The sequence below is a fragment of the Duncaniella sp. C9 genome (assembly GCF_004803935.1).
Classification (GTDB): Bacteria; Bacteroidota; Bacteroidia; order Bacteroidales; family Muribaculaceae; genus Duncaniella; species Duncaniella muris.
Genome location: NZ_CP039547.1, coordinates 3,381,960 through 3,395,775, shown reverse-complemented (window position 1 = coordinate 3,395,775; position 13,816 = coordinate 3,381,960). Strand labels below are relative to the sequence as shown.

Genomic DNA, 13,816 nt, shown 5'->3' with positions numbered 1-13,816 from the left:
GCGTGGCGGGATTAGAGGAAGAACGAGCGCAGGATTGTGGCGGCTACCACGAGGAATATACAGGCACCGAACCAAGAGGCGGCGGTTTTCGATGTGTCGGGATCGCCGGAGCTGAACTTTCCATAGACCTTGACACCGCCGATAAGACCCACCACCGCGCCGATGGCATAGATCAGTTTCGTGGCGGGGTCGAAATAGGAGGTCATCATCGAGGTAGCCTCGTTGATACCCGCCAGACCGTTGCCGGCGGCGTAGAGGTTGGCTGCACACAGAAGGAGCGTGAGCATCATCGCCATAGGGCGACGCATACCGGGAGCGTTCATAAACGCTACGATACTGTCATAGAGCTTTTTGAGGGATTTTGTCATAAATTTTATTTTTAGGATGGATTGTGGATTTGGATAGTGGTGGTCAGTGGAGAATATTGAAGTCGATAGCGTCAATGCCGGTTGTGTCTATGTCAGCATGGAACACGATTTTCTTTTTCGGCTTCGCTTCCTCCGGGTTTGAGGGTGGAGTGTCAGCAGTATTATTCTCCCCCGGAATTTCGGGGAGCTGGCACTCAATCATAAGTATGCGCTTGCGCACCAACGGATCGAGCTTGATTTTCTCGATAATCTGTGTGCCTTGTATGTCGGGCAGCACACGGCGGGCGGTTTCCTTGTCATCGGGATTGTCGGAATTACCCTTCAGAACGTTTACAGCAGTACTGATTTCGTTGAAGTCACTGCCTCCGGCTCTGGGTTCCTCCGCCGGGATTTCATCGCCTGTCAGTTCGCTTGCGGAGTGTGTGGCAAAAACTTCATCGAGTTTCTCCACCGGGATTTGTGCTGAGGACTTTTCCTCCGGTTCATCGGGAAAACCGGCATCCGAGGGTTTGCCGTACTCCTTGATGATAAGCGGTAATACCTCTTTGGCTGCTTCTTTCGCAGCCTCGCGGAACACCTCCTTGAACTCGTTGATGTCAAAAGTGCTTTTGCCGACAATACTGTCATTTTCGGCTTCCTCCTCTGTGTCGGCAGCCTTAGCGGGTTCCGGCGATGGCGTTTCCTTTACCGGCTTTGCTGTGTCGGGCTTTGTCAGCACCCTGCGGATAAGCCACAGGTTACTCGCCAGCAGAGCTATTATAAGTACAGTTTCCATCAGAACAGGTCTTTATGGTTACGTTCATGGACACTGCGCATCACCGCATTGTTGCGGGCAATATGCTCAAGTATGATTTCCGAGGCATACGAGCCGATTGACACTCCGGGTCTGTCAAGACCCTTTACCATGCGCGACAGGGCGGCATGAACTTCGGGATAGATATACACCTTCCTGTTGGACATCAAGATGTGCGGCGAGAGAAAACGCTCAATATAGCGTTCTTCCGCGCCATCAGGGATTTCAGCCACCTCGATAGTGGTGACTACTCGTGATTGGGATTTTTTCATGATTGTTGTGAATGTGTGGGGTTATAAAATAGGGTCGATAATATCTGCGAATTCCTCAAAATGCGCTGCAAGCACATTGTTGATATAGGCTTTGATGGAGCAGACCTTCCCTTTCTTCTTGTGGAATAGTATCCGGCGTATCTTCCAGATAAATTCAGGATCGATTTCCGACACTTGGAATTTATCTTCCGGCCACATATAACGCATATTGCGCACGAAGCGTTCCATATACAGCCGTTCCCTTTCGGAATTTTTAGCCTGTACAGTGGTATTTCCGGGGCTTGCACCGTCACCTTCGCCTGCCACCGGCTGTGGGTTAGCCTGTTCTTGCTGTTTGGACGCGCTTTTTCTTTTCAGCGATGACAGACCGGATGGCTCATCACGAAATGTCCTGATAAATTCCTCCGGATCGATTTGCGGCTCATAAACCTTTGACATAGGCTCACTGGTTTAATATGCCGAGCAGTTCATCGGCAAGTTCCGGAAGCCTTGTGCCTTTGAGCAGCGTTTTGTCAGGCGGAACAAGCGTAGAACGGAACACAGCGCGGTTAAGGGTCTTTGACCCCTCGCGGCGATACTTCTTGGTGTCGGGTATCTTGGTTTTCATGGTCTGAAGCCCGTATTCCTCAAACACAGCCTCATATTGGTCATAGAGGTCAGTCTTCTCGCGGGCGTCCACGAGGTTCCAGAGCATATACATCTGTTTGACCGATGTGCGCCCGGTCGTGAGCCACTCCTGTATTTTCAGGGCGAAGGCGAGCGAGCTTTCAAGTATTACCTTGTCGGCGGCGACAGGGACAATCACCATGTCCAGACAGTTAAGGATAGAAACAACACCGGGATTGTTGACTGTGCCGGGAAGGTCGAAAAATACGATGTCTATCTCATCCTCGCAGTCATCGATAATCTCACGGACTTTGCGCATGGCATTCTCCGGCTGAGCCGACAAAACCGGATATGGAGCCAGCTTTGTCAGACGCATATTGTCGGAAAACATCTTTTTGAACACGGGGCTGCACTCTATCAGCTCCTTGTCACGTTCACGCATATCCTCAATGCTGTACTGGGGAAAGTCGCAGTCAACGACAAGGACTTTCAGCCCCCTGACATAGTAGAGGTAACTCGCCGCAAGAACGGTCAGAGTCGTTTTGCCCGCTCCACCTTTCTGGGTGGAGAAAGCGACAAATTTAGGATCTGTCATAAATAAAATTTGAAAATGGATGTAGTGGTGACTGCATAGCAGTGGCCGTCAGCTTCATTTCGACACGTCGCAGACCGGTCTTGTCTATACTCCGTGGGGGGGACAGGCAGCGGCATTGGCTATGCTTTTGAGTTGGGGTACGGCTATCTCCGTCGCTCATGGGCGACCTTCCTCCGCCGTCAGGAGGGCATCGGCTATGTAAGCCGGAAGGTGATAGTCATGTCAGTCATTTTCTTTTTTTAATTTTGGGTGTTGGATTTAGTGGCGGAACATTGTTCCTTTCTAACTATGGCCGCACGGCTATATGTCCGTAGAACCATAGATAGGTAGTTTGCTTCTAATATTCCTTGTCAGGAGGTTTGCCCGCTTTATTATAAGATACATACTTTGCCGTTCAGTAACCAATCTCCGTACATCATAAATAAAATAGATTGTTCGGAAGGACATTGTATAAATACCTTTATTGCGGTCTTGCCAAGAGGCGAGGAATGTTATTGGCAGGTCAGCTTTCAATCTTGCAGTTCAGGAGGGAAGTTCATTATATAACAAGTAGGTTGACTTCCCTGAAGGCGAGCTTTCGAGCTAATCTCTACACAAAGAAACAAAATAAATTCCATTTTGTCAAGCCCTTAAAATTGCCAACTCATTGGCTCATAGAGGTTGAGGTGCCGGATTTCCTCACTTTTCCCCGGATTTCCCGAAAACGGGGCTGAAATTTTAACATTTTGCCATGCGATTTTTTTACTCACGGCATCACCGGACTTTCCAACGGTGCCCCCACGGCAATCCCTGCCGTCATAAAGTTTCAAATTTTCTCTCTTGCAGTTAGGAATTGCACCGGATTTTTTGTAACTTTATGGAAGCATCGACGTGTGTATCTACACTCCGCAGGTATGGAACACCGTTTTTTCACCGCCAAATGGTATGACCGGCACCACAGGCACCGAAAATATGGATTTCATATTAGGAAGGATGTCCACATAGACATAGCAAGGTGTCCGAATAGTAACTATTCGGGTTTCGGGTAACTCCGGTTCCCACGAAACAACCTTGCAATGCAGGATATTCTCCAAAGTCGAATATCCCATGACTTGACCTGCGGTTTGTCTGTACACAGCGATGCACTCACCACAAAATCCATACATAATATGACTGAAAAACCGAAAACCGGGCGACCCTTGTCGCCCAACCGATGCACCCACTGCGTCATGGTACGCTTCGATGACCTCGAATGGGATAGCCTGACCCGCATGATGGAGAAGGCTGATGAATCCGTAAAAGCCACGTTCATAAAAAAACTTATCTTCGGAAAGCCTTTCAAGGTGCTGACCACGGATAAGTCCCTTGCAGTATATTGCGCCAAACTCTCGGAGTTTTTCGCCCAGTACCGTACAATCGGGGTAAATTATGACCTCGTTGTGAAGGAGCTTCGCGCAAATTTCACTGAGAAGAAAGCTATGACACATCTCTACAAGCTGGAGAAAGCCACCATAGATCTGGCAAAAGTCACAGCCGATGTAAAGGCGTTATCCATGCAGTTTGATGAACAATGGTCGCTAAAATCTCGATAGGATCATCGCTCTACGGGGCGTTGTCATACAACGGCATGAAGATGAACCGTGACGAGGGCCGTGTGCTTGGTGCCAACAAGATTATACTTCCGGCAGACGGACATATTGACATTGCCCGAATGGTGGAGAATTTCAACCTGTTCATGCCGAAAACGGGCAGGACAAAAAAGCCCGTGCTGCATATCTCCCTAAATCCGCACCCCGACGATAAGTTGACTGAGCAGCAGTATGAAATCCTTGCACGCGAGTATCTGGACAAACTCGGCTTCGGTGAGCAGCCCTACATAATTTACAAGCACATGGACATCGACCGCCACCATATCCATATAGTGACAGTCAATGTCAACGAGCAGGGCAAGAGGCTCAATCAGGACTTTCTATTTCGTCGCAGCAAGAAAATTACCACCGAGCTGGAGGAAAAATATAATCTCCACAAGGCGCAACGAGAAAAAATCTCGCCCGATACTCCGATTAGAAAGATTGACCCGTCAGGCGACATCAAGCGTCAGGTTGCCAACACCGTCAAGATGGTCGGTATGCGCTATAAATTCCAGACCATCGGGGAATATAACGCAATTCTCTCACTATATAATGTGAGGTGTGAGCCTACCGACGGCAGAGTGAACGGGCGCGAGTATCACGGTCTTGTCTATTTCGCCACTGATAATAATGGCAAGAGCATCGCAACGCCTTTCAAGGCTTCGCTCCTCGGCAAATTTGCGAGTCGCACCGCTATTGACGGGAGATTTGAAATGGCTAAGGAAAAGATTGATATTGCACCGACCAAGCGCAAAGTCACCGATGTGATTGCTCACTCTATCGATAAGGCTGATTTCATCGCCAAGCTGAAAGAACGCAATATTGATGTTGTTCTCCGCTATAATGATGGAGGCCGCATATATGGAGTCACGTTCATCGACCACAACACCATGACGGTATTGAACGGTTCCAATCTCGGCAAGGAGTTTTCGGCAAACGCAATCAATGAGCGATTCAACAATCAGTTCAACAATCAGACAAATATACCTGCCGACACTCACGATGTTTCGACACCCATTGTTGTTCCGCTGGTAGAACCGACACCGGGTGACACTCATACCGACACAGCACAAGAGCCGGTGGTTAATCAACCTTCAAGTGGTCAGCATCAACACACCGTCACCCAATCCGTTTCCGACTTCGGCGACTACGACCTGCCAATTCCGGGACTCGGCCTGTTCCAACAGGGGCAGTCGTTCAATCCCGACGAGGAGGAATTCCGCCGCCGTATGCAGCGCAAAAAGAAGAAAGGGCGTCGCCCGAAATTCTAACAATTCACTTTTCTAAAATTACAATTATGAGCCAACAAGAGGACGACCTCAGAGCGTTGGCAAAGATTATGGACTTCCTGCGGGCGGTCAGTATAGTGTTGGTTGTCGCCAACCTATACTGGTTCACCCGCGTGGAAACCGTCGAGAGCGGCTGGTTCTATTCGACCGTCCATAGGATCTGCGCCAACTTCAACCGCACCTGCGGGCTTTTCAGCACCACTTTCAATGCCAAACTGTTCGCGCTCCTGCTACTTGGGCTATCATGCTTCGGCACCAGAGGAGTAAGGAGCGAGAACATCACATGGCGGCATATCGGCGTAACAATCGCCACAGGCAGCATACTGTTCCTTCTGAACTGGTGGACACTCGACATCGGTATGCGCTACACCTATATAATAAGCACCGTTGTCGGCTACATCTGCCTGCTCATGGGCGGAATATGGGCCGGTCGTATGCTGAAAAACAATATGATGGACGACCGCTTCAACGACGAGAACGAGAGCTTCATGCAGGAAACAAAACTTATGGACAACCAATACTCCATTAACCTGCCGACCAGATTCTACTATCAGAAGAAATGGCACAAGGGCTGGATAAACGTCGTCAACCCTTTCAGAGCCACCATCGTGTTGGGTACTCCCGGTTCAGGCAAGTCGTATGCCGTCATAAATTCCTTTATCAAGCAGATGATAGAGAAAGGTTACAGCGGCTATATCTATGACTTCAAGAGTCCCGATTTGAGTATGATAGCCTACAACCATCTGCTCAGTCACAAGGAGGGCTACGGTAAGGTCAAGCCGAAATTCTACATGATAAATTTCGATGACCCTGAACGTAGTCACCGATGCAATCCGATACATCCCGATTTCATGAGCGACATAGCCGACGCATACGAAAGCGCGTACACTATTATGCTCAACCTCAATAAGTCGTGGGTGAGCAAGCAGGGCGATTTCTTTGTGGAGTCACCGATTGTACTGTTTGCCGCGATAATATGGTATCTCCGCATTTACAAGGGAGGAAAATATTGCACATTTCCCCATGCCATAGAACTTCTGAATAGAAGATACGAGGATTTATTTCCCATTCTTACCAGCTATCCGGAACTGGAAAACTACCTCTCGCCCTTCATGGACGCATGGCAGGGAGGCGCGGCTGAGCAGTTGATGGGGCAAATCGCATCGGCGAAAATACCGCTGTCACGCATGATTTCGCCTCAGTTATACTGGGTTATGACCGGCGATGATTTCACTCTCGACATCAACAATCCGAAAGAGCCGAAGATACTGTGTGTCGGCAACAATCCCGACCGCCAGAATATCTACGGCGCGGCACTGGGTCTGTATAATTCCCGTATCGTCAAAATTATCAACAAGAAAGGTATGCTGAAAAGCGGAGTGCTGATTGATGAGCTTCCGACGATATATTTCAAGGGGCTTGACCAGCTTATTGCCACCGCCCGAAGCAACAAGGTTGCAGTGTGCCTCGGCTTTCAGGACTTCTCGCAGCTCAAACGCGACTACGGCGACAAGGAGGCGGCCGTGGTGATGAACACCGTCGGCAACATCTTCTCCGGGCAGGTCGTCGGAGAGACCGCCAAGACACTCTCCGAGCGTTTCGGCAAGGTTCTCCAGAAACGTCAGTCAATATCCATCAACCGTCAGGACGTGAGCCATTCTTTCAACACGCAGATGGACAGCCTCATTCCTCCGAGCAAGATTTCCACTCTCACGCAGGGTATGTTCGTCGGGGCGGTCTGTGACAATATCGACGAGCGCATAGATCAGAAGATATTTCATGCCGAGATAGTGATTGACAGCGCGAAGGTCAAGGCGGAAACAGACCGCTACAAACCTATTCCGATACTAACAGACTTCCACGACGACACCCCCGACAAGTCGCGCATGAAGGCTATAATCCAACGCAACTATGAACAGGTGAAAGCCGACGTGATACAGATAATATCCGATGAAAAGCAACGGATTTTATCCACCCCGGAACTCAGTCACCTTTTCCCGCAACAATAGAAAACAACCACCACTTAATCCACAATCCAATGTTACAATTTACAGGAGGTTATTACGACCTCGATTATTACCGTCTGTATCTGCTAAGATACCTGTCGCAAAACAATTTCGACATAGCCACCGACCATCCGCAGATTGTCGCCAACTCCGACCGTGCCCTTGACACATACGAGGAAGCACGGCGCAACGGTGCAAGTGTGCCGGAGGCGGAGGAACTGGCTCTGTCTGTGTTGTTCACCAACATAGGCGAGTCGGAGTTTGACATCGTTGCCGATATTCTGCTTGAATATTTCGGCGATACCCTCAACGTGGATTACGAGCCTGCCGCCCACTATTGGGCGCGCTGGGTCATTGACAACGTGCCGAACCTCTTTGACGGTTTTGACCGCACTCAGGTAGGCATAGACCGTGAGGAGCTTGACGAAAAGCGCGACATACTGATAGGCCGTATCACTCAATTCTGCGTGGACAATGGCTTATAACCGTATGCAGAAAATGCGTGACAACATTGAGGCGATACGCACAGCTTTCGCCCTGAGCGTTGAGCGCAGACCGCCGGATGACGCGGAATGGGAGATATTATCCAAGTATGCCGGCTTCGGAGGACTTAAATGTATCCTCAATGACGCCAACGAGCTTGCCGACGCAGACAAGTGGACGAAATCAGACCGGGAACTGTTTGCCCCGACAGTAGAACTTCGGCGCATAATTCACGACCATTCAAATAATGACCGGGAGTTTAAGCGTTACATGGACTCTCTGAAAGCGTCCGTGCTTACCGCCTTCTATACCCCTAAGCACGTTGTTGAAGCCATATCCCAGACTCTGCAACAGGTGGGAGTGGAACCTCGACGCTTCCTCGACCCCAGTGCGGGGAGCGGTGCCTTTGTGGACGCGTTCACATGGGTAAATCCCCGTGGCGAGAGAATTGCGTTCGAGAAGGACACATTGACCGGGCTGATACTGTCCAAGCTATACCCGCAGACCGACGTTCATATAGAGGGCTTCGAGAAACTGGGCACCGATCACGAGAATTATTTTGATGTCGCGGCATCGAATATCCCGTTCGGTGATATCGCCGTACCTGATCCGGTGTATGCCACCAGTGACAACATTGCTTACCGAAAATCGGCATCGGCGATACATAATTACTTCTTCCTCAAAGGTCTTGACGCGGTTCGTGAGGGCGGCATTGTCGCTTTCATAACTTCGCAGGGTGTGATGAACGGCAAAAGCCCGTTTGTGCGTATGGAGCTGATGAAGCGTGCCGACCTCGTTACCGCTTTGCGCCTGCCCAACAATACATTCATCGACAGTGCCAACACCGAGGTGGGCAGCGACCTTATCATATTGCAGAAGCACTCCGGCAAAACAGGCTTCACACCGGACGAGAAACTTTTTATTCAGTCAACAGCCGCACAGGACAGCGGAATACCCAACAACCGCTATTTCATAGAAAATCCAACGCATATTATCTGTACAGGAGCGAAAGAGGACACCGATCCATACGGAAAACCGGCATTGGTATATACCCATGACGGCGGTGTTGTCGCAATCGGCGATGATATGCGCAGGGTTCTCTACGCGGAGTTCGGACTACATCTCAACCTTGACCTGTATCACGGTAAACAGCAAAAGGCGCACATGGTATCAGCACCTATATATAATAAGGTATCAGCAAAACCGACACCGAAGGAAAAGCCGCAGCCTAACATTGAGGACGTCGAGGCGGTGGAGGTAACGCCAACACCTGCACAGGTGATTTCTCAGAGAGCCGATGAAACAGAAACATCGGGCAATACTGTGCCGGAGAATGGCAACCCTGACAGCTACGACCCGAAAATTATGATGTATAATCTTTTCGGCGAACTGGTGGAGATACCCGGCGCAAAGAAACACCGCAGCAAGCGTCAGGTGGTACAGAAGGTGCAGAAACAAAAGCCTGATCAACCTGCTAAATCGGCTGAGGTCAAAGCGGCTACCGCATCACCAAAAGCGAAAGCAGTCAAGGTTGAAACGTCCAAGACCGACTTCCGCCCGCTCACCGAAGATGAACTAAAATTTTACGGTTCTCTCAACTGGGATGACAATCCGCCTATAAACGGGTTCTACACCACAATGATGGAGATTGCACACCGCCAGCTCATGGAGCAGGAGGCGGAAAGGCAACGCATGGAAGCTGCAAAAAATCAGGATAAAGATAATATTCCCGATACGCCATACATAGAAATGACTGAGGGCGACTTCATTCCCGGTGTGCCTACGGGTGTCAAGAAGCGTACAATTATCCCGATTGAGGATGTAAACATAGAGCCGGATATGTCGCCCCGTCCGTTCTCGGAAGATATGCAGTTTTTCCACAAGGAGGGTTCAATGGTATGCGACAGAGGTCAGGTCGGCTTTCTCTCGCAGGTCAGCCGCATGGGAGCCACCTTCACACCGCTCCAGCTCAAGCCGGAGCAGGAGAAACGCGCCATGCTGTATATTACCCTGTCGGAAACATATCAGCAGCTCTACCATTACGAGGCGGAAACACACGAGGCAAGTGCCGAACTGCGCGAACATCTCAACCAGTATTATGATGAGTTCGTGGAGAAATTCGGGCATCTCAACGAGCGTGAGAATGTGAAGTTCATAAAAATGGACTCCAACGGGTGTGACGCTCTCGCCCTTGAACGTGGCGACAACGGGCTGTTCGTAAAGGCTGACATCTTCGACCGCCCGGTAGCATTTGCCGTTGACGAGGTTACATCCGTCGGCACCCCTATGGAGGCTCTGTCCGCTTCGCTCAACAGGTTCGGCAAGGTGGATTTCTCCTATATGTGTTCTCTTGTCGGCATGGACGAGGCTCAGATTATTGAGAGCCTTGACGGACGGATATATTTCAACCCGCTCATAGGTGAGTACGAAATCTCCGACCGCTTCATCGCCGGAAATGTGGTGACTAAGACTGAGCTTATTGAACAATGGATTGACGACACAGGTGACACCGATCCGCGTGTGGCGGCATCGCTCCAAGCCTTGAAAGACGCATTTCCCGAAAGGATACGCTACGAGGAGCTGGACTTCAACTTCGGCGAGCGTTGGATACCCGCCGGCATCTATGCCGAATACATGTCATATCTCTACGGCACTGAGGTGAAGATTGCATATTCCTCGGCGATGGATACTTTCTCGGCGACAAATACCGATGATACAGCCAAAATAACACACGAATATTGCGTAGAGGGTAAGTTCAGGCATTACAACGGAATGTCGCTGTTGCGCCATGCCTTGCACAACACCACCCCCAACATCAAGAAATCAATAGGCAAGGACGCGAACGGCAAGGACATTCTTGTTCCCGACCCGGAGGCGATACAGCTTGCCAATACAAAGATTGACGAAATCCGCGACGGCTTCACAGAGTGGCTCGACAACCAAAGCGACGAGTTCAAGGAACGGCTTGTCGACCTCTACAACCGCCGCTTCAACTGCTTCGTCAGACCGCGCTATGACGGCTCCCACCAGACATTCCCCGGCATAAACATGAAACTGCTTGGCGAAAGGCTGAATGTCAGGTCAATATACCAATCCCAAAAGGACTGTATATGGATGCTATTGCAGAACGGCGGGGGTATCGCGGATCACGAGGTAGGCACGGGTAAAACCTTGATAATGTGCATAGCAGCGCACGAAATGAAGCGTCTTGGTCTTGCCCACAAGCCTATGATTATCGGGCTTAAAGCCAATGTCGCCGCCATTGCCGAAACCTACCGCACGGCGTACCCGGACGCCCGCATACTTTTTGCCGATGAAAAGACTTTCTCAACCGCCAACCGCGTGAAATTCCTGCGGAATATGCAGAACAACGACTACGACTGCATAATAATGTCGCACGACCAGTTCGGTAAAATCCCGCAGTCGCGCGATTTGCAGGAGGAAATAATGCAGGCGGAGCTTGACACGGTGGAGGAAAACCTCAATGTTCTCAAGGAGCAGGGAAAGGACATCTCCGTAGGTATGCTCAAAGGACTTCAAAAACGGAAGGCGACTCTCGAAAAGCGACTTGAAACCATACGCTACAAGATGGAAAAGGAGAAGGACGAGGTGCTTGACTTCAAGAGCATGGGCATCGACCATATCTTTATTGACGAGAGCCACTATTTTAAGAACCTGACCTTCAACACCCGTCACGACCGTGTGGCAGGACTCGGCAATTCCGAAGGGAGCAACCGCGCCCTTAACCTACTTTATGCCATACGCACCATACAGGAGCGCACGGGCAAAGACCTCGGTGCCACATTCTTGTCCGGCACTACAATCTCCAACTCCCTGACGGAGCTGTATCTTCTGTTCAAATACCTACGCCCCAATGCTCTGGAATCGCAGCAGATAAACTGCTTCGACGCATGGGCGGCGATTTTTGCAAAGAAAACTACCGACTTCGAGTTTACCGTAACCAATACGACAGCCGCCAAAGAGCGTTTCCGCTATTTCATCAAGGTGCCGGAACTGGCAGCATTCTACAACGAGATCACCGACTACAAGACCGCGGAGGATGTGGGTGTTGACCGTCCGGAGAAGAACGAGATAATGTGCAATATACCGCCCACGCCGGAGCAGGAGGAATTTATCAAAAAACTGATGGTGTTCGCCCAGACCGGCGATGCCACAGTGCTGGGCAGACTGCCTCTTTCGGACAGCGAGGACAAGGCACGTATGCTCATAGCCACCGACTATGCCCGCAAGATGTCGCTTGATATGCGTATGATTGATCCGGCTTATGGCGACAACCCCGGCAACAAGGCGAGTATCTGCGCCGCCAAAATCGCCGAATACTATCGACGTTTCGACGAATACAAAGGCACGCAGTTTGTTTTCAGCGATTTAGGCACTTACAAGCCGGGCGAGTGGAGCGTGTATGCCGAGATTAAACGAAAACTCGTTGAAGACCACGGCATACCCGCAAGCGAGATACGCTTCATACAGGAGTGCGGCACACAGCGGGCGAAAGACCGTATGATCGCCGACATGAACGCCGGGAACGTAAGAGTTCTGTTCGGTTCGACCTCAATGCTGGGAACAGGCGTCAACGCCCAGCAACGCGCCGTCGCAATCCATCATCTTGACTGCCCGTGGCGGCCCAGCGACTTGGAGCAGCGCGAAGGGCGTGCCATACGCAAGGGCAACGAGGTTGCCAAACTCCACAACGATAACAAGGTGGATGTCATAATCTATGCCGTTGAACGCTCACTCGATGCCTACAAGTTCAACCTCCTGCATTGCAAGCAGACATTCATATCCCAGCTCAAACGCGGGGCGATGGGGCTTCGCACGATCGACGAGGGCAGCTCTGACGAGAAATCCGGCATGAACTACTCGGAGTATGTGGCTATCCTGTCGGGCAACACCGACCTTCTTGAAAAGGCTAAACTTGAAAAGCGCATAGCCGCTATGGAGAGTGAACACCGTTCTTTCAACAAGGGTCTTGGTGACAGCCGTGCCAGACTTCGTGACATCACCGACGAGGTTGAAAAACTGGAAATCATTATCGGCAAGATGGAGGCAGACAACTCTCGCTATGCCGCAGTCGTTCAGCGCGACAGTGAGGGCAACCCAGTCAACGCCCTCACGCTTGACAATTGCCAGTTTACCGACGAGGATCGCATGGGTAAATACCTTCAGGCGTTGGTGAAAAACACCAACACACATGGCGAGTATGTCCGTGTCGGCGAAATCTACGGCTTCCCGGTGTGTATCATCTCGGAGAAAGCAATTGTTGACGGTGTTGAGGCAGTCCACAACCGCTTTATGGTGGAAGGTCAGTACAAATACACCTACAATAATGGCAATCTCGCAATGTCAGACACACATGCCGCCTGCATGAACTTCGTAAACGCCCTTGAAAAACTCCCCGAAACAATCCGCCAGCACCGTGAACGAGCCGAGAAAAAGCGTGTCGATGTGCCGACCCTTGAAGCCATCGTGTCGCGCAAATGGGGCAAGGAAAACGAACTGAAAGCCCTCAAATCCGAACTCGCCGCCCTCGACCGTAAAATCACTGCCGAACTGGCACCTAAAAAGGAGGAACAGGACGGCGTTGAGAATAAGCAGGTCAATACTGTCGATACTCCGGCCACTGATACTAAAAAGTCAATGGTTGCAGAACCTCAATTTCGTTATCGACCTATGACTAACCCTCAACGCCCCATTCGACTTATAGGACTATAATTCAACAGCAGACAGATGGAAATACCGTCCTCCATTTGTCTGCTTTTTATCTTCAATGGCT

At 50.4% G+C, this 13,816-nt stretch carries 10 protein-coding genes; 5 read left to right on the top strand and 5 right to left on the bottom strand.

Features of this window, described 5'->3' with window-relative positions:
* Positions 1 to 11: 11 nt before the first annotated feature.
* The 5 genes from E7745_RS14550 to E7745_RS14530 form a co-directional block, all read right to left on the bottom strand.
* The gene (locus E7745_RS14550) at positions 12 to 308 is read right to left on the bottom strand and encodes a DUF4134 domain-containing protein (RefSeq protein ID WP_123486691.1); all 297 of its coding nucleotides are present in this window, start codon (positions 306 to 308) and stop codon (positions 12 to 14) included.
* A gap of 103 nt (positions 309 to 411) precedes the next feature.
* Positions 412 to 1,143: a hypothetical protein gene (locus E7745_RS14545; RefSeq protein WP_124030615.1), complete on the bottom strand. Its 732-nt coding sequence runs from the start codon at positions 1,141 to 1,143 to the stop codon at positions 412 to 414.
* A complete protein-coding gene (locus E7745_RS14540) occupies positions 1,143 to 1,433 on the bottom strand; it encodes a DUF3408 domain-containing protein (protein ID WP_123486679.1) in 291 nt (96 codons plus the stop codon). Before E7745_RS14540 ends, E7745_RS14545 begins: the two co-directional genes overlap by 1 nt.
* A 21-nt stretch (positions 1,434 to 1,454) precedes the next feature.
* Complete coding sequence (locus E7745_RS14535) at positions 1,455 to 1,871, bottom strand: DUF3408 domain-containing protein (RefSeq protein ID WP_123550736.1); 417 nt, start codon at positions 1,869 to 1,871, stop codon at positions 1,455 to 1,457.
* Positions 1,872 to 1,875: 4 nt separating this feature from the next.
* Complete coding sequence (locus tag E7745_RS14530; RefSeq protein ID WP_123486677.1) at positions 1,876 to 2,634, bottom strand: ParA family protein; 759 nt, start codon at positions 2,632 to 2,634, stop codon at positions 1,876 to 1,878.
* Between the two features lie 1,148 nt (positions 2,635 to 3,782).
* Between E7745_RS14530 and mobA the strand changes: the two genes are divergently transcribed.
* From mobA to E7745_RS14505, 5 genes are read left to right on the top strand one after another with little or no spacing between them, the layout of a single operon-like run.
* Complete coding sequence (gene mobA / locus E7745_RS14525) at positions 3,783 to 4,205, top strand: conjugal transfer protein MobA (protein ID WP_124030617.1); 423 nt, start codon at positions 3,783 to 3,785, stop codon at positions 4,203 to 4,205.
* Positions 4,184 to 5,515 (top strand): conjugal transfer protein MobB, encoded by a 1,332-nt coding sequence (mobB, locus tag E7745_RS14520; protein ID WP_124030618.1) that lies wholly within the window; start codon positions 4,184 to 4,186, stop codon positions 5,513 to 5,515. Before mobA ends, mobB begins: the two co-directional genes overlap by 22 nt.
* 26 nt (positions 5,516 to 5,541) lie before the next feature.
* The gene (mobC, locus tag E7745_RS14515) at positions 5,542 to 7,542 is read left to right on the top strand and encodes a conjugal transfer protein MobC (protein WP_124030619.1); all 2,001 of its coding nucleotides are present in this window, start codon (positions 5,542 to 5,544) and stop codon (positions 7,540 to 7,542) included.
* A 29-nt stretch (positions 7,543 to 7,571) separates the two neighbouring features.
* Positions 7,572 to 8,024 (top strand): DUF1896 family protein, encoded by a 453-nt coding sequence (locus tag E7745_RS14510; protein ID WP_123550740.1) that lies wholly within the window; start codon positions 7,572 to 7,574, stop codon positions 8,022 to 8,024.
* Positions 8,014 to 13,755, top strand: a complete 5,742-nt coding sequence (locus E7745_RS14505; protein ID WP_124030620.1) for an N-6 DNA methylase — start codon at positions 8,014 to 8,016, stop codon at positions 13,753 to 13,755. The genes E7745_RS14510 and E7745_RS14505 overlap by 11 nt, the downstream gene beginning before the upstream one ends.
* Positions 13,756 to 13,816 lie beyond the last annotated feature (61 nt).

What these genes read in the sequence shown, in the direction of transcription:
- E7745_RS14510 (WP_123550740.1), top strand. Translation starts at nt 7,572, where the DNA reads ATGTTACAATTTACAGGAGGTTATTACGACCTCGATTATTACCGTCTG.
- E7745_RS14540 (WP_123486679.1), bottom strand. Translation starts at nt 1,433, where the DNA reads ATGAAAAAATCCCAATCACGAGTAGTCACCACTATCGAGGTGGCTGAA.
- E7745_RS14545 (WP_124030615.1), bottom strand. Translation starts at nt 1,143, where the DNA reads ATGGAAACTGTACTTATAATAGCTCTGCTGGCGAGTAACCTGTGGCTT.
- mobB (WP_124030618.1), top strand. Translation starts at nt 4,184, where the DNA reads ATGGTCGCTAAAATCTCGATAGGATCATCGCTCTACGGGGCGTTGTCA.
- E7745_RS14550 (WP_123486691.1), bottom strand. Translation starts at nt 308, where the DNA reads ATGCGTCGCCCTATGGCGATGATGCTCACGCTCCTTCTGTGTGCAGCC.
- mobA (WP_124030617.1), top strand. Translation starts at nt 3,783, where the DNA reads ATGACTGAAAAACCGAAAACCGGGCGACCCTTGTCGCCCAACCGATGC.
- E7745_RS14505 (WP_124030620.1), top strand. Translation starts at nt 8,014, where the DNA reads ATGGCTTATAACCGTATGCAGAAAATGCGTGACAACATTGAGGCGATA.
- E7745_RS14530 (WP_123486677.1), bottom strand. Translation starts at nt 2,634, where the DNA reads ATGACAGATCCTAAATTTGTCGCTTTCTCCACCCAGAAAGGTGGAGCG.
- E7745_RS14535 (WP_123550736.1), bottom strand. Translation starts at nt 1,871, where the DNA reads ATGTCAAAGGTTTATGAGCCGCAAATCGATCCGGAGGAATTTATCAGG.
- mobC (WP_124030619.1), top strand. Translation starts at nt 5,542, where the DNA reads ATGAGCCAACAAGAGGACGACCTCAGAGCGTTGGCAAAGATTATGGAC.